Source organism: Streptomyces sp. NPDC052012 (assembly GCF_040689265.1).
Taxonomy (GTDB): Bacteria; Actinomycetota; Actinomycetes; order Streptomycetales; family Streptomycetaceae; genus Streptomyces.
Genome location: NZ_JBFAXA010000007.1, coordinates 49,644 through 73,285, shown reverse-complemented (window position 1 = coordinate 73,285; position 23,642 = coordinate 49,644). Strand labels below are relative to the sequence as shown.

At 72.0% G+C, this 23,642-nt stretch carries 24 protein-coding genes; 11 read left to right on the top strand and 13 right to left on the bottom strand.

Annotation, left to right across the window (positions count from 1 at the left end; translation table 11 throughout):
- Window positions 1-57 precede the first annotated feature (57 nt).
- Window positions 58-1,119 (top strand): AI-2E family transporter, encoded by a 1,062-nt coding sequence (locus AB0412_RS15110; RefSeq protein WP_366403010.1) that lies wholly within the window; start codon window positions 58-60, stop codon window positions 1,117-1,119.
- Between the two features lie 3 nt (window positions 1,120-1,122).
- On the opposite strand, the gene AB0412_RS15105 is transcribed toward AB0412_RS15110, so the two are convergent.
- Window positions 1,123-3,273, bottom strand: coding sequence for a SpoIIE family protein phosphatase (locus AB0412_RS15105; RefSeq protein WP_366403009.1), 2,151 nt, complete (start codon window positions 3,271-3,273; stop codon window positions 1,123-1,125).
- A 198-nt stretch (window positions 3,274-3,471) separates the two neighbouring features.
- Between AB0412_RS15105 and aspS the strand changes: the two genes are divergently transcribed.
- Window positions 3,472-5,235, top strand: coding sequence for an aspartate--tRNA ligase (aspS, locus tag AB0412_RS15100; protein WP_366403008.1), 1,764 nt, complete (start codon window positions 3,472-3,474; stop codon window positions 5,233-5,235).
- Between the two features lie 63 nt (window positions 5,236-5,298).
- Here the strand turns inward: aspS and AB0412_RS15095 are convergent, their stop codons facing one another.
- Window positions 5,299-6,165 (bottom strand): PhzF family phenazine biosynthesis isomerase, encoded by an 867-nt coding sequence (locus AB0412_RS15095; RefSeq protein ID WP_366403007.1) that lies wholly within the window; start codon window positions 6,163-6,165, stop codon window positions 5,299-5,301.
- 74 nt (window positions 6,166-6,239) lie between these two features.
- Complete coding sequence (locus AB0412_RS15090; protein ID WP_366403006.1) at window positions 6,240-6,662, bottom strand: ATP-binding protein; 423 nt, start codon at window positions 6,660-6,662, stop codon at window positions 6,240-6,242.
- Window positions 6,663-6,820: 158 nt separating this feature from the next.
- On the opposite strand from AB0412_RS15090, the gene AB0412_RS15085 reads away from it, so the two are divergent.
- Together AB0412_RS15085 and AB0412_RS15080 are read left to right on the top strand one after the other, a co-directional pair.
- The gene (locus AB0412_RS15085) at window positions 6,821-7,696 is read left to right on the top strand and encodes a helix-turn-helix transcriptional regulator (protein ID WP_366403005.1); all 876 of its coding nucleotides are present in this window, start codon (window positions 6,821-6,823) and stop codon (window positions 7,694-7,696) included.
- Window positions 7,693-7,905, top strand: coding sequence for a DUF397 domain-containing protein (locus tag AB0412_RS15080; RefSeq protein WP_366403004.1), 213 nt, complete (start codon window positions 7,693-7,695; stop codon window positions 7,903-7,905). Before AB0412_RS15085 ends, AB0412_RS15080 begins: the two co-directional genes overlap by 4 nt.
- A 159-nt stretch (window positions 7,906-8,064) precedes the next feature.
- Here AB0412_RS15080 and AB0412_RS15075 read toward each other — a convergent pair whose 3' ends face one another.
- Window positions 8,065-8,247 carry a hypothetical protein gene (locus AB0412_RS15075; RefSeq protein WP_366403003.1) on the bottom strand — a complete coding sequence of 61 codons (183 nt, stop codon included), beginning with the start codon at window positions 8,245-8,247 and terminating at the stop codon, window positions 8,065-8,067.
- A 13-nt stretch (window positions 8,248-8,260) separates the two neighbouring features.
- Here AB0412_RS15075 and AB0412_RS15070 point away from each other — a divergent pair, with 13 nt between their 5' ends.
- A complete protein-coding gene (locus AB0412_RS15070; RefSeq protein WP_366403002.1) occupies window positions 8,261-8,830 on the top strand; it encodes a class I SAM-dependent methyltransferase in 570 nt (189 codons plus the stop codon).
- A 47-nt stretch (window positions 8,831-8,877) separates the two neighbouring features.
- Here AB0412_RS15070 and AB0412_RS15065 read toward each other — a convergent pair whose 3' ends face one another.
- Both AB0412_RS15065 and AB0412_RS15060 read right to left on the bottom strand, forming a co-directional pair.
- Window positions 8,878-9,492: a response regulator transcription factor gene (locus AB0412_RS15065; protein ID WP_366403001.1), complete on the bottom strand. Its 615-nt coding sequence runs from the start codon at window positions 9,490-9,492 to the stop codon at window positions 8,878-8,880.
- Window positions 9,493-9,494: 2 nt separating this feature from the next.
- Window positions 9,495-9,674 (bottom strand): ATP-binding protein, encoded by a 180-nt coding sequence (locus AB0412_RS15060; RefSeq protein WP_366403000.1) that lies wholly within the window; start codon window positions 9,672-9,674, stop codon window positions 9,495-9,497.
- Window positions 9,675-9,719: 45 nt separating this feature from the next.
- Here AB0412_RS15060 and AB0412_RS15055 point away from each other — a divergent pair, with 45 nt between their 5' ends.
- Together AB0412_RS15055 and AB0412_RS15050 are read left to right on the top strand one after the other, a co-directional pair.
- Complete coding sequence (locus AB0412_RS15055; RefSeq protein WP_366402999.1) at window positions 9,720-9,860, top strand: hypothetical protein; 141 nt, start codon at window positions 9,720-9,722, stop codon at window positions 9,858-9,860.
- A gap of 142 nt (window positions 9,861-10,002) precedes the next feature.
- Window positions 10,003-10,266: a hypothetical protein gene (locus tag AB0412_RS15050; protein WP_366402998.1), complete on the top strand. Its 264-nt coding sequence runs from the start codon at window positions 10,003-10,005 to the stop codon at window positions 10,264-10,266.
- Window positions 10,267-10,277: 11 nt separating this feature from the next.
- Here the strand turns inward: AB0412_RS15050 and AB0412_RS15045 are convergent, their stop codons facing one another.
- From AB0412_RS15045 to AB0412_RS15035, 3 genes are all read right to left on the bottom strand, one after another.
- The gene (locus AB0412_RS15045) at window positions 10,278-10,643 is read right to left on the bottom strand and encodes a PH domain-containing protein (RefSeq protein WP_366402997.1); all 366 of its coding nucleotides are present in this window, start codon (window positions 10,641-10,643) and stop codon (window positions 10,278-10,280) included.
- Window positions 10,644-10,733: 90 nt separating this feature from the next.
- On the bottom strand, window positions 10,734-12,449 hold the full coding sequence (gene metG / locus AB0412_RS15040; RefSeq protein WP_366402996.1) for a methionine--tRNA ligase: 1,716 nt from the start codon (window positions 12,447-12,449) through the stop codon (window positions 10,734-10,736).
- A 140-nt stretch (window positions 12,450-12,589) separates the two neighbouring features.
- Window positions 12,590-14,443 (bottom strand): VWA domain-containing protein, encoded by a 1,854-nt coding sequence (locus AB0412_RS15035; RefSeq protein WP_366402995.1) that lies wholly within the window; start codon window positions 14,441-14,443, stop codon window positions 12,590-12,592.
- A 277-nt stretch (window positions 14,444-14,720) separates the two neighbouring features.
- On the opposite strand from AB0412_RS15035, the gene AB0412_RS15030 reads away from it, so the two are divergent.
- A complete protein-coding gene (locus tag AB0412_RS15030) occupies window positions 14,721-16,793 on the top strand; it encodes a PhoX family protein (RefSeq protein WP_366402994.1) in 2,073 nt (690 codons plus the stop codon).
- A gap of 27 nt (window positions 16,794-16,820) precedes the next feature.
- On the opposite strand, the gene AB0412_RS15025 is transcribed toward AB0412_RS15030, so the two are convergent.
- Complete coding sequence (locus tag AB0412_RS15025) at window positions 16,821-17,762, bottom strand: LysR family transcriptional regulator (RefSeq protein ID WP_366402993.1); 942 nt, start codon at window positions 17,760-17,762, stop codon at window positions 16,821-16,823.
- A gap of 214 nt (window positions 17,763-17,976) precedes the next feature.
- Between AB0412_RS15025 and snpA the strand changes: the two genes are divergently transcribed.
- Entirely contained in the window at window positions 17,977-18,663 is a 687-nt protein-coding gene (gene snpA / locus AB0412_RS15020) for a snapalysin (RefSeq protein WP_366402992.1), read from the top strand.
- 80 nt (window positions 18,664-18,743) lie between these two features.
- Here snpA and AB0412_RS15015 read toward each other — a convergent pair whose 3' ends face one another.
- The 3 genes from AB0412_RS15015 to AB0412_RS15005 form a co-directional block, all read right to left on the bottom strand.
- Window positions 18,744-19,676: an endonuclease/exonuclease/phosphatase family protein gene (locus AB0412_RS15015; protein ID WP_366403184.1), complete on the bottom strand. Its 933-nt coding sequence runs from the start codon at window positions 19,674-19,676 to the stop codon at window positions 18,744-18,746.
- 107 nt (window positions 19,677-19,783) lie between these two features.
- Window positions 19,784-20,731 (bottom strand): hypothetical protein, encoded by a 948-nt coding sequence (locus AB0412_RS15010; protein WP_366402991.1) that lies wholly within the window; start codon window positions 20,729-20,731, stop codon window positions 19,784-19,786.
- Between the two features lie 706 nt (window positions 20,732-21,437).
- Window positions 21,438-21,887: a hypothetical protein gene (locus AB0412_RS15005; protein WP_366402990.1), complete on the bottom strand. Its 450-nt coding sequence runs from the start codon at window positions 21,885-21,887 to the stop codon at window positions 21,438-21,440.
- 161 nt (window positions 21,888-22,048) lie between these two features.
- On the opposite strand from AB0412_RS15005, the gene AB0412_RS15000 reads away from it, so the two are divergent.
- Both AB0412_RS15000 and AB0412_RS14995 read left to right on the top strand, forming a co-directional pair.
- The gene (locus AB0412_RS15000) at window positions 22,049-23,203 is read left to right on the top strand and encodes a PP2C family protein-serine/threonine phosphatase (RefSeq protein WP_366403183.1); all 1,155 of its coding nucleotides are present in this window, start codon (window positions 22,049-22,051) and stop codon (window positions 23,201-23,203) included.
- A gap of 76 nt (window positions 23,204-23,279) precedes the next feature.
- Window positions 23,280-23,642 carry a hypothetical protein gene (locus AB0412_RS14995; RefSeq protein ID WP_366402989.1) on the top strand — a complete coding sequence of 121 codons (363 nt, stop codon included), beginning with the start codon at window positions 23,280-23,282 and terminating at the stop codon, window positions 23,640-23,642.

Sequence of the window (23,642 nt, the reverse complement as noted above, 5' to 3'; positions counted from 1 at the left end):
CACCCGCGCGGGGTGCCAGGGCAGGACACGCCCCGCCGGGCGTGATCGGCTGGGCGTGTGCAGGACTTCTCGCCGTTGCTGCCCGAGCCGGTCCGACGGTTCGCCGCCTGGTGTGCCGTCGTCCTGCTCGCCTCCGGGGTCGTCTACGTCGGGATCCTGCTGTGCGTGGAGTTCCGGCCGGCCGTGATCCCCGTGCTGCTCGCGCTGCTCGGGACCGCGCTGCTCGGGCCGCTGCACCGGTGGCTCGTGCGGGTCGGGGTGCGGCGGTCCCTGGCCGCCGGGCTCACCTGTGTCGCGGTCGTCGCCGTGGTCGGCGGGGCCGTGTACATCGTCGTGGCCGCGCTGATCGAGTCCGGGGACCAGATCGTCGCCTCGCTGCGCACCGCGGCACGGGATCTCGCCGAGCACTTCGGGGCCGCCGGGACCTCGCTCGACGATCTCGCGTCCAATTCCCGCGAGCTGCTGTCCAAGTTCGGCGGCACGGCCGCCTCCGGTGTCATCAGCGGCGTCAGCGTGGTCGGCGAGACGCTCGCCATGGCCGTGCTGGCCCTGTTGCTCGTCTTCTTCTTCCTGCGCGACTCCGACCGGACCGCCGGAGCCCTGCGCGCCCTCGCCCCGCGCCGCTCGGGCGACATGGTGGTGGCCATGGCCCGGCGGGCCTACCACGCCGTCGAGGGGTTCATGCGCGGGACGACCTTCATCGCGCTGATCGACGCGGTGTGCATCACCGTCGGCCTGCTGATCCTCGACGTTCCGGGCGCGGTGGGGCTCGGGGCGCTGGTCTTCGTCGGTGCCTACATCCCCTACCTGGGCGCCTTCATCTCCGGGGCGGTGGCGGTGCTGGTCGCGCTGGCCGACCGCGGGTTCGTCATCGCGCTGTGGGCGCTCGGGGTGGTGCTCGCGGTCCAGGTGCTGGAGGGGCATGTGCTCCAGCCGCTGATCCAGAGCCGGACCGTGCAGATGCATCCGGCGGTGGTGATGCTGGCGATCGCCGCGGGTGCCGCGGTCGCGGGGATCGTCGGCATGCTGATGGCGGTGCCGCTGACGGCGGCGGCCTTCGGTGTCCTGGACGAGCTGCGTGACCGGTACGCGGCGGCCGAGCCCGGGAAGACGCCGTAGCCGTCAGTCGCCGCTCGGGCCGTCGCCTCCGTCCGGCTCCGTGCCGTCCGTCTCGTACAGCTCGAACCAGATGCTCTTGCCCTCGCCGCGCGGGTCGACCCCCCAGGTGTGCGCCAGGAGCTCGATCAGGACCAGGCCGCGGCCCGAGGAGGCCAGCTCGCCCGGCCTGCGCCGGTGGGGCAGGTCGTCGCCGGAGTCGGTGACCTCGATGCGCATCCGGCGGCCGTCCCGCCCGCCGGTGACCTCCGCGACCAGCAGCGCGTCGGCGTCGGTGTGCACCAGCACGTTGGTGAGCAGCTCCGACAGCAGCAGCACCGCCGAGTCCACCTGGTCCGGTGAGGACCAGTCGTGCAGCAGTTCGCGCAGCTGGTGCCGGGCCACCGCGACCCGCTCGGGCTCGGCCTGCGCCACCGTGAGCATCGTGCGGCGCACCGGCGGCCGTACGGTGTCCGTCTCGGCGCCGCAGCCGCAGCCGTCCCCCTGCCGGCACAGCAGCAGCATGGCGATGTCGTCCTCGCGGCGGTCGGCGAGGGGACCGGTGGTGTGGTGCGAGGAGGGGCCGTGCACCGCCTGCACCAGCGCGTCGGCCAGCTCCTCCAGATTGCCCTTGTGGTCCTCGAGGATGCCGCGCAGCCGGGTCCAGCCGGTGTCCAGGTCGTGGCCGCCGGTCTCGATCAGGCCGTCGGTGCAGATCAGCATGGTCTCGGCGGGTTCCAGGATCAGCCGGGTGGTGGGGTAGTCGGCGTCCGGGTCGATGCCCAGCGGCAGTCCGCCGGCCGTCGGCCGGGTCAGCACCGTGGCGTCGGCCATGCGGATCACCGGGTCCGGGTGCCCGGCGCGGGCGACCTCCAGGACGCCGGTCGTGGGGTCGACCTCGACGTACAGGCAGGTCGCGAAGCGCAGCTCGCTGGGGTCGGCCTCGCCGATGCCGTGCAGGAAGCGGGAGGCGCGGGTGAGCACCGCGTCGGGCCGGTGGCCCTCGGAGGCGTAGGCCCGCAGGGCTATCCGCAGCTGGCCCATCAGTCCCGCCGCCCGTACGTCATGGCCCTGCACGTCCCCGATGACCAGGGCGAACCGTCCGCTGGGCAGCGGGATCACGTCGTACCAGTCGCCGCCGACCTGGAGGCCGCCGCCGGTCGGGACGTAGCGGGCGGCGACGCTCATGCCGGGGATGCGCTGGGGGCCGAGCCGGGGCAGCATCGAGCGCTGCAGACCGTCGGTCAGCGCCCGCTCGCTCTCGGCGGTGCCCGCCCGGCTCAGCGCCTGCGCCAGCATCCGGGCCACGGTGGTCAGCACGGACCGCTCGTCGGGGGTGAACGCGACCGGGTAGGCGAAGGCCGCCATCCACGCGCCCATGGTGCGCCCGGCCACGGTCAGCGGCAGGAACGCCCATGACTGCCGGCCGAAACGCTGCGCCATGGGCCAGGTGAGCGGATAGCGGGCCTTGTACTGCTCCGGGGAGGACAGATACACCGCGCGACCGGTGCGGACCACCTCGGCGGCCGGGTAGTCCGTGTCCAGCGGCATGTAGGTGAAGGGGCCCTCGTCGCCGGGCTCGTGCCCGTGGTGGCCGATGATCGTCAGCCGTTCGCCCTCGACGCCGAACACGGCCAGGCCGTCCGGTGTGAAGCCGGGCATCGACAGGTTCGCCGTGACCCGCAGCACCTCCTGCGTGGACCGCGCCTCGGCCAGGGCCCGGCCCGCGTCCAGCAGGAAGGCCTCCCTGGAGCGCCGCCAGTCGCCGGTGACCGCGCTGCGCCCGGCGGGAGTGCCCGGCGCCGGCTCGGTGACCTCCTGGAGCGTGCCGGTCAGCACATACGCCTTGCGCATGTGGTCGAAGGACGGCTTGGAGCGGCTGCGGACGACCCGGACGACCCGCCCCCGGTCGTCCATGATCCGGATGCGCACCTCGGCGAGCGTGCCCTCGGCGACGGCGAGCTGGACCACGCCGGTGATCTCGTTCCAGTCGACCGGGTGCAGCCGGGACCGCACCTGCGCCTCGGTGAGCGTGACCTCCTCGGCGGGCAGCCCCAGCAGCCGGGCAGCGACGGCGTCGACCGTGACCTGCCCGGCTGCGGTGTCCCAGTGCCACCGGCCGGTGTCCAGGACGGCGAGGACGTCCTCCACCGAGGGCAGGGGCTCACCAGTACGCATTGCCCCACTTTAGGAAGAATGCATCGAACGGTGCCACCGTTGCCGCACACATGACCGGGCGGCAATCCAGGGGAGCCGATCTTGGGGCGGCCGGTAGGCTGGGGGGAAGTTTCCTGTTTCACGCGCAGCGCTCTGCGGCGTTCTGCAGCGTTTCACGTGAAACGACGACCCCGATCCGCGAAGACTGGATGAACGACGATGCATCGGTACAGGTCCCACACCTGCGGCGAGCTCCGCTCCTCTGACGTCGGCACCGACGTCCGGCTGAGTGGCTGGCTGCACAATCGGCGCGACCTGGGCGGCATCCTCTTCATCGATCTGCGCGACCACTACGGCATCACGCAGCTCGTGGCCCGCCCGGGCACGGAGGCGTACGAGGCGCTGGACAAGCTCTCCAAGGAGACGGTGGTCCGCGTCGACGGCAAGGTCGTCTCCCGCGGCGCGGAGAACATCAACCCCGACCTGCCGACCGGTGAGGTCGAGGTCGAGGTCGCCGAGGTCGAGGTGCTGGGCGAGGCGGCCCCCCTGCCGTTCACCATCAACACCGAGGACGGTGTCAACGAGGAGCGGCGCCTGGAGTACCGCTTCCTGGACCTGCGCCGCGAGCGCATGCACCGCAACATCATGCTGCGCACGCAGGTCATCTCGGCGATCCGGCAGAAGATGTCGGCGCTGGGCTTCAACGAGCTGGCCACGCCGATCCTCAGCGCCACCTCTCCCGAGGGCGCCCGCGACTTCGTGGTCCCCTCCCGGCTGCACCCGGGCAAGTTCTACGCGCTGCCGCAGGCGCCGCAGCAGTTCAAGCAGCTGCTGATGATCTCCGGCTTCGACCGCTACTTCCAGATCGCGCCCTGCTTCCGCGACGAGGACGCCCGTGCCGACCGCTCGCCGGGCGAGTTCTACCAGCTCGACGTGGAGATGAGCTTCGTCGAGCAGGAGGACGTGTTCCAGCCGATCGAGCAGCTGATGACCGAGCTGTTCGAGGAGTTCGGCGGTGGCCGCCACGTCACCTCCCCGTTCCCGCGGATCCCGTTCCGCGAGGCGATGCTGAAGTACGGCTCCGACAAGCCGGACCTGCGCGCCAAGCTGGAGCTCGTCGACATCACCGACATCTTCGAGGGCTCGGAGTTCAAGGCCTTCGCCGGCAAGCACGTCCGCGCGCTGCCCGTGCCGGACGTCTCCGGCCAGCCCCGCAAGTTCTTCGACCAGCTCGGCGACTTCGCCGTCTCGCAGGGCGCCAAGGGCCTTGCGTGGGTGCGGGTCGGCGAGGACGGCTCCCTGACCGGCCCGATCGCGAAGTTCCTCACCGAGGAGAACGTCGCCGAGCTGACCAAGCGCCTCTCCCTGGCGGCCGGCCACGCGGTGTTCTTCGGCGCGGGCGAGTTCGACGAGGTCTCGAAGATCATGGGCGCGGTGCGGGTCGAGGCCGCCAAGCGTGCCGGGCACTTCGAGGAGGACGTCTTCCGGTTCTGCTGGATCGTCGACTTCCCGATGTACGAGCGGGACGAGGAGACCGGGAAGATCGACTTCTCGCACAACCCGTTCTCCATGCCGCAGGGCGGCCTGGAGGCCCTGGAGACCCAGGACCCGCTGGACATCCTCGGCTGGCAGTACGACATCGTGTGCAACGGTGTCGAGCTGTCCTCCGGCGCGATCCGGAACCACGAGCCGGAGATCATGCTCAAGGCCTTCGAGATCGCGGGCTACGACCGTGAGACCGTCGAGGAGAAGTTCGCCGGCATGCTGCGCGCGTTCCGCTTCGGCGCCCCGCCGCACGGCGGCATCGCGCCGGGCGTCGACCGCATCGTCATGCTGCTGGCCGACGAGCCCAACATCCGCGAGACCATCGCCTTCCCGCTCAACGGCAACGCCCTGGACCTGATGATGGGCGCACCGACGGAGCTGGACGAGACCCGGCTGAAGGAGCTGCACCTGTCGGTGCGCAAGCCCCAGCCGAAGTAGGCGCTGCATGAGGGAGGGCCCGGAACCACCACCTGGTGGTTCCGGGCCCTCCCTCATGTCGCGTCACTCGGGGATGCGGGTCCCCGTGCCACTGACCCGCACCCGCGCGTCACCGGCCCGCAGCTCGACCGTCAGGACCCCGGGCCGGCCCATGTCCTCGCCCTGGTGCAGGGTGAGAACGGCGGCCTCGGGCACCAGACCCAGCTCACGGGCGTACGCGCCGAACGCGGCGGCCGCCGCACCGGTCGCCGGGTCCTCGACCACACCGCCGACCGGGAACGGGTCACGGACGTGGAAGACCGCCTCCGAGGCCCGCCACACCAGCTGAACGGTCGTCAGATCAAGGCGCTGCATGAGCGCTTCGAGGCGGTCGAAGTCGTACGACAGGTCCGCCAGCCGCTCCCTGGTCGCGGCGGCCAGCACGAGGTGACGGGCGCCCGCGAAGGCGATCCGGGGCGGCAGCGCGGCGTCGAGCTCGGCGGCCGTCCAGCCGAGGGCGGCGAGCGCCTCCTCGACATCCGCCGCGTCGGCCTCCTCGACACGCGGCTCCACGCTGGTGAGCGTGGCCAGCAGCGTCCCGCCGGCCTCCGCGCTCACCGTCACGGGAACGAGCCCCGCAGGCGTCCGGAACTCCATCTCCCCCGGCCCGGACCGCTCGGCCAGCGCGATCGCCGAGGCGACGGTGGCGTGCCCGCAGAACGGGACCTCCGCCTTGGGGCTGAAGTAGCGCACCATGAAGCGCCGCCCCGGCTCGCAGGTCGGGAACAGGAACGCGGTCTCGCTGTACCCCACCTCGGCGGCGATCCCCAGCATGTCCTCGTCCGACAGACCGGTCGCGTCGAGCACGACCCCGGCGGGATTGCCACCGCCGGGGTCGTCCGAGAACGCGGTGTAGCGCAGGACTTCGGGAGTCCGGGAAGTGATCGTCATACCGGGCCCAACCCAGGGGCGCGCCCGGTCATTCCCCTTGCTCCACAGCGAGGGTGGGCAGCTGGGGCTGCCGGTTATTCCGTGACGGGGAGGGTGAGTTCGGCCCAGACCGTCTTGCGGGGCGGGAGGCCGGGGGTCACTCCCCAGCGGTCGGCGAGGGCGGCCACGAGGGTGAGGCCGCGGCCGGTCTGGTCGGCGGAGGTGGTGTGCCGGAGGCACGGCAGCCGGTCACCGCGTGTGTCCACGACCTCGATGCGGAGTGTGTCGCGGACCACGTAGAGCAAGAGCTGGAAGTTCCGGCCGGGGACGCGGCCGTGGGTGGCAGCGTTGTTCGCCAGCTCGGCCACGATGAGCTGTGCCGGGTCCGACGGGAGCCCCCAGGTGCGCAGTTGTTCGGTGGCGAGCAGACGGGCCAGGCGGGCGCCTCGTGGTGTGGACGACAGCAGGACGCTGAAGTTGCGGACACAGCTGACGGGTTGGGCGAGTTTCCGATTCACGTCACTCAGCGTGGCCGGATCTGCTTACCGTTTGGAGTGACGGCGTCGTTGCGTACGGTGACTGTCCAGTGGTTGTCCGGTGGTGTCCGGGCTTGTCGGGGCGTTGCGTACGGGTAGGGCGTGGCTGGCACGAGGCGGTACGGCGGAGGGGCACGGGCATGTCGGTGGACGGTGAGGTTCGGCAGCTGAGGACCGAGGCTGACGAGCCGGGCTGGGAGGTGGACCCGGACGACGAGTGGGGAGTGGCGGTAGTTGCCACCGTGGGGCGGCAGTTGAAGCTGCGGCGCGAGGCGGTGGGGATGCGGGCCGGGGACTTCGGGAGGGCGGTGGGGTACGGCGAGGACCTCGTCTACAAGATCGAGAGCGGGAAGCGGATTCCTCGCCCTGAGTATCTGGACAGGGCGGACGAGGTGCTGGGAGCGGGTGGGTTGCTCGCCGCGATGAAGGAGGACGTCAACAAAGTCCGGTATCCGAAGAAGGTGCGGGATCTTGCTCAGATGGAGGCTCGGGCGGTCGAGATCGGGGTGTACGAGAACAGCAACATCCCGGGCCTGCTGCAGATTTCGGAGTACGCCAGGGCGTTGCTTGAGTCGTGGCAGCCCGCCTATGCGCCGGAGGATCTGGAGCGCCGGGTAGCCGCCCGCATGGCTCGGCAGGCCGTGTATGAGCGGTCTCCGGCGCCCGCGTTGAGCTTCGTCCTGGAAGAGGGGACTCTGCGACGCAAGGTTGGGGGCACAATGGTCCGGCGGCAGCAATTCGAACGCTTGCTGGAGGTGGGGCAGTTGAGCAACGTCTCCCTCCAGGTGATGCCGATGGACAGTGCGGCACACCCCGGCATGAGCGGCAGGATCGAGCTGCTGAAGTTCGAGGACGGTACAGCCGTGGGGCGCTCCGACGGGGCGTTCAACGGCCGACCCGTCACTGACCTGAGGCAGCTCCGCATCCTTGAGCTGCGGTATGGCACCATCCGGGCGCAGGCTCTCCCGCCAGGGGAGTCGCTGTCCTTCATCGAGCAACTGCTGGGAGAGACATGATCCGCAAGGTCCCCGCCGGTGACACCCTCGAACTGGCGTGGTTCAAGAGCAGCTACAGCAGTGGCCCTGACGGTGACTCCTGCATCGAGGTCGCCACCACCCCCGGCACCATCCACGTCCGCGACTCCAAGCACCGGGACGCCAGCACCCGCCTCGCCCTCGCGCCGGAGGCATGGACGGACTTCGTGGCGTACGCGTCCGGGAACTGACGGCTTGACCGTCGCGGGTCGTGCGCTGTCCCTCGTGCTGGCGCCGCTTCGTCCTGGGCCACGCCCACCGCAGGGCCGCCGCCCTGCCCGGTGTGAGGGCTCCTGTACCCCTCTATGAAGGCGAGCGCACCTCCCTTACGTGCCGCTGGTGTGCGCCGGTCAGGAGGCCGCCGGGCGCCGGGCACAGGATCCGGGCTCCGAGCGGGGTGGTGGCCCCGCGAAGCCGCCGGATCCGTCGGGGGGCGCCGGATCCTCCTTCAGCTCCAGCATCCCCTTGGACATCGCGAGGGCGACGGCGGACGCACGGTCGCTGGCCTTGAGCTTGTGGAACACCCGGCGCATGTGGGTTTTGACCGTGGCTTCGGAGACGTGCAGGGACGCGGCGATACGGGAGTTGATGGCCGAGCTGAGCAGGCTGGCGGCCGCCTCCCACGGCCATGTCCTCGAAGTCGGCTTCGGTATGGGCATCTCCGCCTCGATGCTCCAGGACGAGGGGATCGCCTCGCACACCATCGTGGAGGCCAATCCCGAGGTGGCGCGGGCTGCGCGGGCCTGGGCGGACGGCCGGCGGACCCGGACGCGCGTGGTCGAGGGCCGCTGGCAGGACGTCATCGACTCGCTCGGCACGTTCGACGGCATCCTGTTCGACACCTATCCCGCCGACGAGCGGGAGTACGAGCAGTACGTAGTCCGCGACGCGGCCTACATAGAGCACTTCCTTCCGGCCGCAGCGGAACATCTGGAGGCCGGCGGCACGCTGAGCTACTACACCATGGAGATCGACTCGCTCAGCCGCCGCCACCAGCGCGCCCTGCTGCGTCATTTCAGCAGCTTCCGCGTCGGTGTCGTCTCCGGGCTGCAGCCGCCCGCCGACTGCACGTACTGGTGGGCCGACTCCATGGCCGCGGTGGCCGCGATCCGGTAGGCGACTCCCCGCGCACCGGCCCGCGTCCAGCGCGCGGGCAGGGCGCTTCATTCCGGCAGCGGCAGCAGGCCGGACGACAGCGCTGCCATGACCGCGCCCGTCCGGTCCGACACGCCCAGCTTGCGGAAGGCACTGAGCAGATGTGTCTTGACCGTGGCCTCCCCGATGCCCAGTTGGCGGGCTATGCGGGCGTTCGTCCGTCCCTGTGCCACCAGGACGAGGATCTCGCGCTCGCGCGGCGTCAGGGGTGAGGAGGCCGCGCCGGTACGCCGCCGCGCCATCTGCAGGGAGACGGCGGGCGTGATGACGGAACGTCCTGCCGCCGCGGAACGGACCGCGGCCACGAGGTCCGCCGTGGAGGTCGATTTCAGCAGATACCCGATGGCCCCGGCCTCGATGGCGCCGACGATGGAGTGGTCGTTGTCGTAGGTCGTCAGCACGACCACACGGCACTCCGGCAGCAGCGAGCAGAGTGTGCGGGTCGCGGCGATGCCGCCGCCCTGGGGCATGCGCAGATCCATCAGGACGACATCCGGTCGCAGTGCCGTCGCCGCACTGACCACGGAGGTACCGTCCTCGGCCTGCCCCACGACCTCGATGCCGGACTCCAGGGAGAGCAGGGCCACGATCCCCTGCCGGACCACGGTGTGGTCGTCCGCCATGATCACCCGGATCGGTCGGGCAGGCTCACCGTAACCGTCGTTCCCCGTCCCGGGCTGCTGCACAGCTTCACCTCTCCTCCCAGCTCGGCGATCCGTTCACGCATCCCGGCGATGCCGACACCGCCCGGCGGCACCGCGGCCTCGTCGAAGCCCGCCCCGTCGTCGGCGACGGTCAGGACCACACGGCCGGGACGGTAGTCCTCAAGGAGGCGGGATTCGCCGCGGCGATGGCGCTCCCGCTGAGCCTCCTGGGCGGATGGGTCGCCTACGGCTATTCCGGCAGCGTTGGGGTGGCGGCGGTCGCGACCGGCGTGGGAGTCGCCATCGGCCTGGCCGTCTTCCTGTTCATCGCCCGCTCCGGCACCTGACGGCGCAGCTGGCGGGAGCAACGTCCCCGGCACAACCCGCTTCACCCCCGCAAACGGCCCCGGCCAGGAATCCCCCGTCTGGCCGGGGCGCTTTCGCATCCTCGCGGAAGAGGCGGCTCTGGCGGTCCCGGTCGGGATGCTGGTGGCCGGCTGCTCCGCGTTCGGCACGGCCGAGGACACCGCCGGCCAGGACGGCGTGGGCGGCGCGGGGCGGACGAAGGTCGCGCTGGTCACCCACGGCGGGGACGACGACGCGTTCTCGGCTCTGGTGCAGAAGGGCGCCGAGGCCCCGGCGGCGGAGGCCGGCGTCGAGCTGACGTACGCGAGCGACGCGGACCCGGTGGGTCAGGCGCGGCTGGTGCGCGGCGCGATCCGTGAGGTGTCGACGAGGGTCCTGGACACGTGAGCTCCTTCGGGCTACCTCGCCACGAACTGCGTCAGGATGGCCTGGACCTCGTAGATGTCGACTCCCTTGGTGAAGGTCTTCTCGATCGGGGCCGGGGTGCCGGAGATCCAGATCTTCAGCTCCGCGTCGAGGTCGAAGTGCCCGGCCGTCTCGACGGAGAAGTGGGTGATGCTGCGGTACGGGACCGAGTGGTACTCGGTCTTCTTGCCGGTGATGCCCTGCTTGTCGACCAGGATCAGACGGCGGTCGGTGAACAGGATGGTGTCGCGGATCAGCAGGTACGCGGCGTGCACCTGCTCGCCGTGACCCAGCAGGCGCGCGTACTCCTGCTGGGCCTGGGCCTGGTCGATGCGGTGCGCGTTGCCGAACAGTGCCATGAAAGGTCCCCCCACGGGATGGCTCGGATCGATCGATCACGATCTGTTCGATCATCCAGGGCCGGAGGAACAGCGGCAAGAGCGGGCTGCTTACTCCTCGGAGCCGCCGAAGCGCTCCTTGTACGTCTCCAGGTCGTCGTCCGTGAGCTTGGTGAAGAGGACCGGGGGGACCGTGAAGGGGGTGCCTGCGGGGATGGTGGAGAGGGCGCGGGCCTCTCCCGGGGTCACCCAGGTCGCGGTGTCGTCCTTCAGGGCGAAGGCCTGGCGCATCGCCTTCGAGGAGGTCGGGATGAAGGGTTCCGAGACCACCGCGTAGAGGTGGATCAGGTTCATCGCCGTGCGGAGGGTCAGGGCCGCGGCGTCCTTGTCGGTCTTGATCTCCAGCCAGGGGGCCTTCTCCTCCAGGTAGGAGTTGCCCGCCGACCACAGGGCGCGCAGCGCCGCCGCGGCCTTGCGGAACTGGATGGCCTCCATGTGCTCCTCGTACTCGGCGAGGAGACGGGCGATCTCCTCGCCCAGCTTCGCCTCCGCCTCGCCGGGCGCGGCACCCGCCGGGACCTCGTCGCCGAAGCGCTTGCGGGAGAAGGACAGCACGCGGTTGACGAAGTTGCCGAGGGTGTCGGCGAGGTCCTTGTTGACCGTGGCCGTGAAGTGCTCCCAGGTGAACGACGAGTCGTCCGACTCCGGGGCGTTCGCCATCATGAAGTAGCGCCAGTAGTCGGCGGGCAGGATCTCCAGCGCGTCGTGCGTGAAGACGCCGCGCTGCTGCGAGGTGGAGAACTTGCCGCCGTAGTAGTTCAGCCAGTTGAAGGCCTTGATGACGTCGACCTTCTTCCACGGGGCGCGGGTGCCCAGCAGGGTCGCCGGGAACATCACGCTGTGGAAGGGGACGTTGTCCTTGCCCATGAACTGCGTGTAGTGGACGTCGGCGTCCGACTCCCACCACCAGGAGCGCCAGTCGCGGTGCTCCGGGTCCTGGTCCGCCCACTCCTTCGTGGCACCGATGTACTCGATCGGGGCGTCGAACCAGACGTAGAAGACCTTGCCCTCGGCGGCGAGGTCGGGCCAGGTGTCCGCGGGGACCGGGACGCCCCAGTCGAGGTCGCGGGTGATGGCGCGGTCGTGCAGGCCCTCGGTGAGCCACTTGCGGGCGATGGAGGAGGCGAGGACGGGCCAGTTCTCGGCTCGCTCGTCGACCCAGGCCTCGACCTCGCCGGCGAGCGCCGACTGCAGGAGGAAGAGGTGCTTGGTCTCGCGGACCTCCAGGTCGCTGCTGCCGCTGATCGCGGAGCGCGGCTCGATCAGGTCGGTCGGGTCCAGCACGCGGGTGCAGTTCTCGCACTGGTCGCCGCGGGCCTTGTCGTAGCCGCAGTGCGGGCAGGTGCCGATGATGTAGCGGTCGGGGAGGAAACGGCCGTCGGTGTTGGAGTACACCTGGCGGATCGCGCGCTCCTCGATGAAGCCGTTCGCCTTCAGTTCGCGGGCGATCTCCTGCGTGATCTCGCGGTTCTGCGGGGAGCTGCTGCGGCCGAAGTAGTCGAAGGCGAGGTTGAAGCCGTCGTAGATGGCCTTCTGCGCGTCGTGCGCCTGCGCGCAGAACGCGTCGACCGGCAGGCCCTGCTCCTTCGCGGCGAGCTCGGCGGGGGTGCCGTGCTCGTCCGTGGCGCAGATGTACAGGACGTCGTGGCCGCGCTGGCGGAGGTAGCGGGAGTACACGTCCGCCGGGAGCATGGACCCCACCATGTTGCCCAGGTGCTTGATCCCGTTGATGTACGGAAGGGCGCTGGTGATGAGGTGTCGAGCCATCGGGGGCTGCTCCCAGGTCGGTATGTACGGAACCTTGAAATCGTAGCCGACACGGGTGCGCCGCCCGCTGCTCGTTTTGTGGGGTGAGAAGCGGGCGGCGTGGACACGATGCGGGGCGCGGTCCGGGGCGCGATCCGGGGCTACGGGCGCCAGCCGGCCAGTACGCCCTCGTACAGCTCCTTGTCCGTCAGCTCACGGGGTTCCTCGCCGGCGAGGAAGTACGACGTGTTGCCCGTCTTGAGCTTGCGGAGGTAGTCGAAGGCCTTGTTGTCGGGCACGCCGAACGCGACGAAGGAGAAGAAGACCGAGGGGTGGGTCTTCGCGGCCTCGGTGAGGGCCTGGGTGGCGGGGGTCTTCGCGTCGGGGGCGCCGTCCGTCTGGAAGATCACCAGCGCGGGCGTCTTCTTCGGGGCGCGCGTCTTGTCGTGGAGGGCGAGGACCTCCTGGACGGCCGCGTGGTAGCTGGTACGGCCCATGCGGCCGAGCTGCGCGTGCAGGGTGTCGATCTTGTTCTCGTGGTCGGTGAGGGTGAGCTCGCCGGTGCCGTCGACCTCGGTGGAGAAGAAGACGACCTTGACGGTGGGGTCGGCGGCGGGGTCGAGGTGGGCGGCGAGGGCGAGGGTCTGCTCGGCGAGGGCCTGGGCGGAGCCGTCCTTGTAGTACGGGCGCATGGAGGCGGAGCGGTCGAGTACGAGGTAGACCTTGGCGCGGGTGCCGGTGAGGTCGGCGGCGGCGAGGGCGGTGGCGGCGGCGTCGTAGGCGGTGGTGAGGGTGGGGGGGAGTGCAGGCCCCTCGGCCTCGGCTGCGGCGATCGGTTCGGCGGGCGGCTCGGCCTCGGCTGCGCCTTCGGCCTCGCTGGTGTTCCCACCCGCACCGCCCGTGCGGGTTTCGTCGTCGGGTGCGGGTGGCCCCTGTGGGGTGTCCTCGCCGTCGGCGGCCGCGGCGATCGGTTCGGGGGCGGGCTCCGGCTGCGCCGGTGACTCCGGCTCCTGTACCTGCTCCGGTCCCTGTACCTGCTCCGGTTCCGCCTGAGCCTGCTGCTCCTGCTCGGCCTGGGCCTCCGCTTCGGGCTTCTGCTCGGGCTCAGCCTGCGCCTCGGGCTCCGTCGCATCCGCCTTGAGTTCGTCCGCTCCCGGCTCGCCGGCCTCGAGCCCGCTCTCGGCCTCGGGCTGTGGCTCTGCCTCGGGCTTCGTCTCGGGCTCGGCCTGCGTCTCAGGCGTAGCTTCGGCTTCCGGCACGGCGACGGGCTCGGCCGTCTCCCTCGCCGCTGCCTGGGGCTCGCCCTCCGGGGCTGCCTCTGCTTCCCGCTCGACCTCGGTCTTCAGGTCAGCCTCGACCTCACGCTCGGCCTCCACCTCGGGCTCGGGCTTCGGCTCGGCCTCCGCCTCACGCTTGGTCTCGACCTTGACCTCGACCTCGGGCTTCAGCTCAGCCTCCGCCTCACGCTCAGCCTCCGCCTCACGCTCAGCCTCCGCCTCACGCTCAGCCTCGACCTCGGCCTCCGCCTCGGGCTCGGCCTCGACCGCACGCTCGGCCTCCGCCTCGGGCTCGGCCTCCGCCTCGGGCTCGGCCTCCGCCTCGGGCTCGGCCTCCGCCTCGGGCTCGGCCTCCGCCTCGGGCTCGGGCTTCGCCTCAGCCTCCGCCTCACGCCCGGCCTCCGCCTCACGCCCGGCCTCCGCCTCACGCCCGGCCTCCGCCTCCGCCTCGGGCTCGGGCTTCAGCTCATGTGTGGGTTCCGGGGTCGGCTTGGGTTCCGGGGTCGGGGGAGTCGGGTGCTTTTCCTCGGGGTCGGTCGGGCGGGTGGGGCTGGGGACCGTGATGTTGTCGAAGGCCGCTGCCACCAGGTCGTGTTCGTTGCGGGGTTCCGGGACCGTCGGTGACGAGGGTTCGGAGGCGGGGGTCGGGGTCGCGGGCGCCGGCGCACCCTCCGCCTCGGTGGGCCTCGCTTTGCGTGACCGGCCGAATGCGTTCCGCAGGAGAGTGAGAATGCCCATGTGCGCAACCCTTCGCGTGAGTTGATGCCCGTCAATCCCTGGCCAGGACGGACACGTAAGGTTAGCGGCCCGTACAGGCGATCTTGGGCAGGGTCGGGATGTCCTGTGGTCGGGCTGTCAAGGGTGGCATTCGGACGCGTCGGCAGCCCCGCTCTCCCCCCGCGCAACTTCCTTTCCGCTGCCGCGGGTTCACTCGCCGTTCACCCGGGCGCCCGGCTACCGCACATATGTGCCCCTACGGTCGCGCTGACACCACGGGCATCCAAGGAGAGAAACAGTGCGCAAGCTGCTGCCGTTGATCGGAACGCCGTCCGGTTCGCACCCCGGCGGCCGGTCCGCCCTTACCTGCCGTTACCGGTGTGGTGACGCCTGCTTCCACGAGGTGCCCAACACCAGCACCAACGAGTACGTCGGCGATGTGATCGCCGGTGCGCTCAGCCGCCGGTCCATGATGCGGGCCGCCGCCGTCGTGACCGTCGCCGCCGCCGGGGCCGGGGTCGCCGGGGGCGCCGCCGCTCCCGGCGCGCACGCCGTCCCGAGCGCCGCCCAGGAGGGGCGCGAGAAAACCAAGGGCGCCCGCGGGCTGCGGTTCGCGCCCGTCCCGCCCAACACCACCGACGCCGTCACCGTCCCCGAGGGCTACCGGCAGAACGTCGTCATCCGCTGGGGCGAGCCGATCCTGCGCGGCGCGCCCGCCTTCGACCCGGAGAAGCAGAGCGCCAAGGCGCAGGCCGGGCAGTTCGGGTACAACTGCGACTTCCTCGCGCTGCTTCCGCTGCGGGGGGAGCGCGGGCGGCAGCTCCTCGTCGCCAATCACGAGTACACCGACGAGGTGCTCATGTTCCGCGGGTACGACGCCGCCGACCCCACCCGTGAGCAGGTCGAGATCGCCTGGGCCGCGCACGGGCTGTCCGCCGTGGTCGTGGAGGAGGACCGGAAGACCGGGAAGCTGACGCCCGTCACCCGGCACCACCTCAACCGGCGTGTCACCGCCACCACCGAGTTCCGGCTCACCGGGCCCGCCGCCGGGTCCGACCTGGTGAAGACCTCCGCCGACCCGACCGGCACCAAGGTCCTCGGCACCCTCAACAACTGCTCCGGCGGCACCACCCCGTGGGGCACGACCCTGCACGGCGAGGAGAACTTCAACCAGTACTTCGCCAACAGCAGCCGCGCCACCGACAAGCGGTACGGCATCGGCACCGGCGCCACCGAGCGCAAGTGGGAACGCTTCGACAAGCGGTTCGACGTCGCCCAGGAGCCCAACGAGGTGCACCGCTTCGGGTATGTCGTCGAGTTCGACCCGTACGACCCGACCTCCACCCCGCGCAAGCACACCGCGCTCGGCCGGTTCAAGCACGAGGCCGCGACCGTGCGGCTCACCCACGACGGGCGGCCCGTCGTGTACTCCGGGGACGACGAGCGGTTCGACTACTTCTACAAGTTCGTCAGCAGCAAGCGGATGCGGCACGGCAACAGCCGCTGGGCGCGCGAGCACAACCTCACGCTGCTCGACGAGGGCACGCTGTACGTCGCCAAGCTCACCGGCGACTCGCCCGCCATCGAGATCGACGGCACGGGCAAGCTGCCCAAGGACGGCGAGTTCGACGGCAGCGGTGAGTGGATCCCGCTGGCGACCGCCACCGCCGACGGTGCCGTCTCGCACGTCGAGGGCATGACCGCCGAGGAGGTGTTCGTCTTCACGCGCCTGGCCGGCGACAAGGTGGGCGCCACGAAGATGGACCGGCCCGAGGACATCGAGCCCAACCCGGTCACCGGCAAGGTGTACGTCGCCCTCACCAACAACTCCAACCGCGGTGTCGGCTCCCACCCCAAGGCGGACGAGGCCAACCCGCGCAACGCCAACAAGCACGGCCACGTCCTGGAGCTCACCGAGCGCTGGAACCGGCCGGAGAGCACGAAGTTCGCCTGGTCGCTGTTCCTGGTCGCGGGCGACCCGGAGGACCCGGCGACGTACTTCGCCGGCTTCCCGAAGGACTCCGTCAGCCCGATCTCCTGCCCGGACAACGTCGCTTTCGACGACTACGGCAACCTGTGGATCTCCACCGACGGCAGCGCCCTCGGCTCCCACGACGGCCTGTTCGGCGTCGCCACGCACGGCGAGCGGCGCGGTGAGCTGAAGCAGTTCCTGACCGTGCCGACGGGCGCGGAGACCTGCGGCCCGGTCATCCAGGACCGGCGGGTGCTGGTCGCCGTGCAGCACCCGGGCGAGGTGGACGGCGCGACGGTGGAGAAGCCGGCCAGCACCTGGCCCGACGGCCCCGGCAGCTACGTCCGGCCCGCCGTGGTCGCGGTCTGGCGCGCGGACGGGCGGGACGTCGGCGTCTGAGACACCTGGGGACAGCTCGAGGACACCTCAGGGGAGGGCCGGGACCGGTGGCTCCGCGCCGCCGCGTTCCAGCCACTCCCGGTACGCCGGTGCCTGGCGGGCGACCTCCTCGTACGCCTCGACCAGGGCCGGGTAGACGCCCTCCAGCTCCGTGTCCGTGCGGGCCGCCAGCAGCAGGCGCACACCGAGCGGGTCGCCGTGCAGCCGGCGGACCGCCGTCTCGGGGCGGGAGGGCGAGGTCGGCTGCACCACGGTGACGACCTCGCCGGTGGCGACCAGGTTCGCGGCCGTGTGGTAGTCGCCGTGCAGCACCGGCGGGTCCAGCCCCGCGGCGCGCAGGACCCGGCGTACGGCGTCCCACTCGCCGTCGACCGCCGGGTCGATCATCCAGCGGTCGGCGGCCAGGTCGGACAGCCGCACGACGGGTTTCGCCGCAGCCGGGTGGTCGGCGGGCAGGGACACGAACTGCGGTTCGCGCTCGATGAGGACCCGGATGCGCAGGCTCTCGGGGATGCGCAGCGGGCAGCCCTCCACCTCGTGCACGAAGGCCACGTCGAGCTGCCCGTCGGCGACCATGCGCAGCAGCAGGTTGGCGGAGACGTCCATGTGCAGGGTGGGCTCCTGGGCGTGCCGGCGCAGTCGGCGCAGCCAGCCGGCCAGGGCGCGGCTCGCGGTGGAGCCGATGCGCAGCTGGCGTCCGCCGACGGCGGCGGCGCGGGCCTCGGTGACCAGGGAGCGGAGCTCGGCGACCAGCGGGCGGGCGCGGCTGAGCACCAGCCGGCCCAGGGGGGTGGGCCGGCAGCCGGTGCGCCCGCGGACGAACAGCGCACCGCCCAGCTCCTGTTCGATGCGCCGCAGCTGTGTGCTCAACGACGGCTGCGCCACACCCAGTTGACGAGCGGCTCGGTGCAGGCTGCCGGTGTCGGCGATGGCGCACAGCGCCCTGAGGTGCCTGACCTCAAGCTCCATGCCCTGGGAGAGTAAGGCGGAAGTTCAGCTTTCACCAGAGTCTCAAAACCCTGTGCTGCGGGCGGAGTCGGGCCGAATCGGGACACGGAATTCCAAGGTGGCCGGTGCCGGCCGATAGGGCCGTCCTATCGCCGGTTGCCATCATCACAGCCGCGCGGCGGGCGCGGACACTCACCGGTGACATGTGACTCACCCCCACCTCCAGGAGTCATCGATGCGCATCCGCATGCCCATGTCCCTGCTCACCGCCGCCGGATTGAGCGTCACCGCGCTCGGTCTCGGTACGGCGGCTCCGGCCTCGGCGGCCCCCACCGCCCCGGCCGCGTCCAGCGCCCCCACCGCCGCCTTCGCCGCGTACAACGGCTCTTCCGAGGAGGCCGCCGCCAACCGGGCCTTCTTCGAGGCCGTCCTGAAGTCGGTGGCCGAGAAGCGGGCCGCGAACCCGAGGAGCACGGCGGCCGTCACGGTCGTCTACAACGCCTCCAGGGCGCCCTCGTTCGCCACGCAGATAGCCCGCAGCGCGCAGATATGGAACAGCTCGGTGTCGAACGTGAGACTCCAGGCCGGCACGTCCGGCGCGGACTTCGCGTACTACGAGGGCAACGACGCGCGCGGCTCATACGCCTCGACCGACGGTCACGGCCGGGGCTACATCTTCCTCGACTACCGGCAGAACCAGATCTACGACTCCACGCGGGTGACCTCGCACGAGACCGGGCACGTGCTCGGTCTCCCGGACAACTACCGGGGCCCGTGCAGCGAGCTGATGTCGGGCGGCGGTCCCGGCCCGTCCTGCACCAACGCGTACCCGAACGCGACCGAGCGGGCGCGGGTGAACCAGCTGTGGGCGAACGGCTTCGCGGCGGCGCTGGACAAGGCCCTGCAGAAGTCGGAGCGCTGAGGCGCGCCGAGGGCTGCGCGCAGGGGCGTACGGGCCGTCCCCTCCCTTGCCGGAGGGGGCGGCCCGCACGTGTGCCGCCGTCACCGTCCGGCGTGCAGCGTGAGGTCGGCGAGCACGGCCCGGTGGTCGGTGTCGGGAAGGTCGAGGAAGCGGGTGCGGGTCGCGGCGAAGTCGTCGGAGACCAGGACGTGGTCGATCTGCGCGCCGAAGGCCGGGGTGGTGCGGGCGGGCCAGGTGGGGGTGCGGTCGGCGCCGGTGAGGCGGGCGGCGTCGTGCAGGCCGGTGTCGAGGAGGGCGCGGAAGGCCGCGTGGTCCTGGGAGGCGTTGAAGTCGCCGGCGAGGACGGTGGGGGTGGCGGGGTCGGCGGCGGCGAGGTCGCGCAGGCGGGCGAGTTCGCGCTGCCAGAGGTCGATCTGGCCGGGGACCGGGGGCATGGGGTGGGCGAGCTGGAGTCGTACGGCGTGTCCGTCGACGTCGGCGATCGCGCCGGGCATGCCCATGGTGGCGGGGACGCCGGAGGTGGGGCGCAGGGGGTGGCGGCTGAGGATGACGGAGCCTTCGGAACCGCCGCCGGGGACGGACGCGCGGTGCGGGTAGGCGGCGGCGAGGTGCTTCCTGAGCGCGGCGTCGCAGGTGTACTCGCATTCCTGGACGAAGACGAGGTCGGGTTCGTGGCGGCGGACGGCGTCGATCAGCGCGGGGGTGGCCTGGCCGAACTCCACGTTCGAGGTGAGGACGCGGAGGGTGGTGACGGGGCGGCCGGTGGGTTCGGTGGTCTTGCCGTACGGCTCGATGTACCAGGCCAGGAGACCGAGGAGGGCGACGCCCCATACGGTGCCGGGCCACCAGCGGGCGAGGAGGGTGAGGAGCAGGGCGGCGGCGGTGGGGGCGAGCAGCCAGGGGAGGAAGGCGAGGAGCTGAGGGACGGGCGTGAGGGCGTCGGCGTCGGCCACGCGGAAGGCGAGGAGGGCGGTGACGGGGGTGAGGAGAAGGGCTGCGGGCCAGGTTCCGATGCGCACGGAGTAATAGACGGGGGTGGGGGGTGGGTGGTTGCCGTGCCGGCGTGGCCCCTGTGCGGGTGTCTCGCCGTCGGCGGCTGCGGGGGAGTGCGCTCGGGGGCTCAGACGCTGGTTCTGGAGGAGGGGGCCGGGGCCGGGGCCGGAGTCGGGGTGGCGGGGGCCGGGTGGGCGGTGCTGGTGCGGCGGGTGGTCAGCCAGGAGGCCAGGGCTACCGTCAGGCCCAGGGCCAGCAGGAGCCAGGACGTCGTTCTCAGGGTGGCGGTCAGGGCGTCGTAGATGGCGGCCGCCGCCGGACGGTGAGCGGGATCGGGCAGGTCGGTCAGCGTCAGGTGGCGGCCGAGCGCCACGGCCAGGGCCAGCAGGGCGCCACCCAGGGCCGTACCGAGACCCGTGGCGGTGAGCGCGCGGCGGCGGCACGCGGCCACGGCGATCCCGGTGACGGCGAGGGCGGCCGCCGCGAGCGGCAGCCACAGGGCGGCGGCGTCCAGCACGTGGTACCCCTTCCGCAGTCCCGGCACGTCCTCGGCCGGCAGCACCGCGACCTCGGTGCGCCGCACCGGGATGCGGTGCGCGAACGGCATGTGATCGGCGGCGAGTTGCTGCTTCACCTGGGCGACGACCGGCGCGAGGTCGACGGTCACCGGACCCCGCGGGGGCCGTTCGTCGCGCAGGGCGTGCAGCACCGCGCCGTGGACGGCCCGGTTCCCCGCCTCCCACGCCGTGCGGAACGCCTCTGTCCGGGTGAACGAACGCACCGCGTCCTGCACGAACGGCCCGATGGTGCCGCGCATCGGCCCCGGGTCCAGCTCCCGTACGACCCCGTCCCCGACGGCGTCGGCGACCGCCTCGCGCACGGCGGGGTCGGCGGCCAGCGGGGCCATCGTGCTGACGTACCGCCCGGTGTCGGCCAGCCCGTACGCCGCCCAGGCCGCGAACGCGCCGAGGGGCGCCAGCAGACACGCGAGGGCGACGAGCGCGGCCGACAGGGCGTCGCGCAGCCGCGCGGGCGGCGTCCGCTGGGGTCCGGGTCGTTCGTCGCTGCGGGGCACCCTTCCAGGCAAGGCGCCCCGACCGGGGTACGCGACCGGTGCGCATACGGACGGGTGCATCCGGCACGTCCGCCCGAGGCTAACTCCCGTCCCGCTGCCCGCCCGGCACATTCCCCGCACGACGCGCCCACTCGCCGAACCACCCCGGCCGGCCACCCCGCCGACAGCCTCACGCCACCAGCGCGCCGCAACCACACACACCGGCACGGCCCGTCGCCCCTACGGGTCCCGCAGACGGGGCGTCGGTCACCTGCCCACATGCGCCACCGCACGCCGACACCGCCCCGCGCTCCTGCGGGGCCTGTGAGTCACCCCCGCGCCCGCGCGGCGTACCGCACATCCGCGCCGCCGTGCTCCTGCGGGGCCCGTCGGTCGCCGTCCGACCGCGCGGCGCGGCCGCACGCTGACACCGGCCCGCGCTCTTGCGGGGCCCTGTCGGTCACCCCCGCGCCCGCGCGGTGCACCGCTCATCCGCGCCGCCGTGCTCCTGCGGGGTCCGCGGCGGTCTGTCGGTCGCCGTCCGACCGCGCGGCGCGGCCACATGCCAACACCGACCCGCGCTCCTGCGGGGCCCCTCGGTCATCCCCCGCCTGTCCGGCGGAGCTGTGCACCCAGGCCGTCCCGCCTGTGCGGCGGAGCCGTGCGGCGGCGGCGTCCCGTGGCCCTTCGGGGGCCGTCGGTGGGCGCTCGGCCGAACGGGTGACCCTCACCCTTGGGGTGTGCGGCGCTGCTCGGTGTCCTCTCGGGAGTAGTAGCGGTAGAAGAGGAGGCCGAAGACGCCCGCGCCGGCCACCAACCCCAGCCAGGCGGAGCGCAGGACGCTCTCGTCGGACTGGCTGATCAGAAAGCCGACCGCGCAGGCGGTGAAGACGCCCCAGGCCGCCGCGTGCAGTTCCCTCGGCAGTCTGGGGGCGATCGCCTGCAGGGCCAGGTACACCACGATGAACGCGGCCGCGGAGAGGAAGCCGAGCAGAAGGTTCCAGCCGGTGATGGGGCCGCCGCGCCGCGCGTTGGCCGCCGCCCAGTAGCCGAAGATCAGGCCGAGCACGACGGGTGTGCCCAGCCGTGCCATGCCGTGGACGCGCTCGCTGAAGACGTCCGGCGTGCCGGTCCGCCGCTGATCGGTCAGCCTGGTTCTCGGTGCCGCGTGAGCCATGAGGGTGCTCCTTCCACGTCGCCCCCGTCCGCCTCGCCTTCCAGGGCACACCTGCCGCGGCCTGCGGGCAAGTCAGAGCGCGGAAGGAAGCGGATGCGACCGCTGCGGGCGCGTGTTTCGCTGGGGCGGTGAGCCAAGTCAGACGCCGGCGCGACCTGCGGATCCGGCGCCGGGAACCGGTCGACCTCGCCGGTCCGCTGCAGGTGCGCGGCCACAGCGTCGCCTGGGTTCCTCCGGTCGTCCTGCTGGCCGCGATCGTGGTCGCCGACTACTCCACCCCCGGTGATGTCCGGGTCGTCCCCTGGGCCGTTCTCGTACCGGGGGTCGCCGCCACGATGTGCGGGGTGCGGGAGACGGCCGTGATCGCGGTGCTCGCGATCGTCACGTACGCCGTCGTGGACGGCTCCTGGCCCAGCGAGTACCAGGAGGGCACGGCCGACTTCCTGCTCACCGTCGTCGGCGGCTGCCTCGCCACCGTCGCCTGCGCGTTCCGCGTCCGCAGAGACCGCCGCATGGTGCACATGCGCACTGTCACCGAGATCATCCGCCGGACCGTGCTGCGCCCGCTGCCGCCGCGCTGGGGCGGACTCGACCACGCGGGGGTCTATCTCACCGCCGAGGCCGAGGCGGACGTCGGCGGCGACTTCTACGACATCCAGCCCGGCCCGCACGGCACCCGTGTCCTCGTCGGCGACGTGCAGGGCAAGGGGCTCGGCGCGGTGGAGGCGGCGGCCGCCCTGCTCAGCGCCTTCCGCGAGGCCGCCCACTACGAGCCGGAGCTGACGGTGGTCGCCCAGCACCTGGAGGCCCGTCTGCTGCGCCAGCGGGGCCGCAAGCGGCAGCTCGGCTCGGAGGACGGCGACCGGTTCGCCACCGCCGTGCTGGTCGGGTTCCCGGTGACGCGGCGGGACCTGGTCGAGATGGTCGTGCTGGGGCACGAACCGCCGCTGGCCGTCAGCCCCCGCGGCGTCAGGCCGCTGCCGGGCGGCGGCGGACTGCCGCTGGGGCTCGGCGAACTGGCCCCCGGGCCGCCGTTCCTGCACTGCCCGCACCTGGCCCGCGACGAGACCCTGCTGTTGTGCACGGACGGCGTGACGGAGGCCAGGGACGGCCGAGGGGCCTTCTACCCGCTCGTCGACGCCGTGCGCGAGGCGGTGACGCGGGACCCGGGGCTCGCCGAGCCGGCCCGCCTGGTCGACTTCGTGCGCGCCGGGACGCTGGAGCACAGCGGCGGCCGGCTGACGGACGACACCACGGTGTTCGCGGTGCGGCGCCTGCCGGAGACCGGGGGCGCCGGCGACGAAGACGCAGGATAGCGGCGCCCGGGGCCGCGGACCTCGGTGCCGTACGAACCCTCCCCCATGAGCAACAGCGGTGCCATGATGCTGAGTTATGGCTGAGGGGGACGGTGTGGCCGAGCAGGGGATACGGGTACGGCTGGACGGGCCCGCCAGAGCGGGCGACATCGCGGCGCTGCGCAACTGGCTGGAGCGCGAGCAACTGCTCGAGGAACTGATACGCAGGGGCGCGCTGCGGATCGAGGAACGTGCCAGGACCGACGAGTCCGGTGCCCCCATGGGCCTGGGCATGGACATCCTCGTCCTGCTGCTCAACGCGGGCGCGGGTGTGGCCGTCGCGGAGCTGGTGGAGCAGGTGAAGAAGGCGGTGTCGGCCTGGCGGGAGAACCGGCGCGCCGTCGAGAGCGGTGAGCCACCGAGCGGCTCCGTCGAACCGGTGGACGTCGACGACAGGTAG

What these genes read in the sequence shown, in the direction of transcription:
- AB0412_RS15105 (WP_366403009.1), bottom strand. Translation starts at nt 3,273, where the DNA reads ATGCGTACTGGTGAGCCCCTGCCCTCGGTGGAGGACGTCCTCGCCGTC.
- aspS (WP_366403008.1), top strand. Translation starts at nt 3,472, where the DNA reads ATGCATCGGTACAGGTCCCACACCTGCGGCGAGCTCCGCTCCTCTGAC.
- AB0412_RS15095 (WP_366403007.1), bottom strand. Translation starts at nt 6,165, where the DNA reads ATGACGATCACTTCCCGGACTCCCGAAGTCCTGCGCTACACCGCGTTC.
- AB0412_RS15085 (WP_366403005.1), top strand. Translation starts at nt 6,821, where the DNA reads ATGTCGGTGGACGGTGAGGTTCGGCAGCTGAGGACCGAGGCTGACGAG.
- AB0412_RS15080 (WP_366403004.1), top strand. Translation starts at nt 7,693, where the DNA reads ATGATCCGCAAGGTCCCCGCCGGTGACACCCTCGAACTGGCGTGGTTC.
- AB0412_RS15075 (WP_366403003.1), bottom strand. Translation starts at nt 8,247, where the DNA reads ATGCGCCGGGTGTTCCACAAGCTCAAGGCCAGCGACCGTGCGTCCGCC.
- AB0412_RS15065 (WP_366403001.1), bottom strand. Translation starts at nt 9,492, where the DNA reads ATGGCGGACGACCACACCGTGGTCCGGCAGGGGATCGTGGCCCTGCTC.
- AB0412_RS15055 (WP_366402999.1), top strand. Translation starts at nt 9,720, where the DNA reads ATGGCGCTCCCGCTGAGCCTCCTGGGCGGATGGGTCGCCTACGGCTAT.
- AB0412_RS15045 (WP_366402997.1), bottom strand. Translation starts at nt 10,643, where the DNA reads ATGGCACTGTTCGGCAACGCGCACCGCATCGACCAGGCCCAGGCCCAG.
- metG (WP_366402996.1), bottom strand. Translation starts at nt 12,449, where the DNA reads ATGGCTCGACACCTCATCACCAGCGCCCTTCCGTACATCAACGGGATC.
- AB0412_RS15035 (WP_366402995.1), bottom strand. Translation starts at nt 14,443, where the DNA reads ATGGGCATTCTCACTCTCCTGCGGAACGCATTCGGCCGGTCACGCAAA.
- AB0412_RS15025 (WP_366402993.1), bottom strand. Translation starts at nt 17,762, where the DNA reads ATGGAGCTTGAGGTCAGGCACCTCAGGGCGCTGTGCGCCATCGCCGAC.
- snpA (WP_366402992.1), top strand. Translation starts at nt 17,977, where the DNA reads ATGCGCATCCGCATGCCCATGTCCCTGCTCACCGCCGCCGGATTGAGC.
- AB0412_RS15005 (WP_366402990.1), bottom strand. Translation starts at nt 21,887, where the DNA reads ATGGCTCACGCGGCACCGAGAACCAGGCTGACCGATCAGCGGCGGACC.
- AB0412_RS14995 (WP_366402989.1), top strand. Translation starts at nt 23,280, where the DNA reads ATGGCTGAGGGGGACGGTGTGGCCGAGCAGGGGATACGGGTACGGCTG.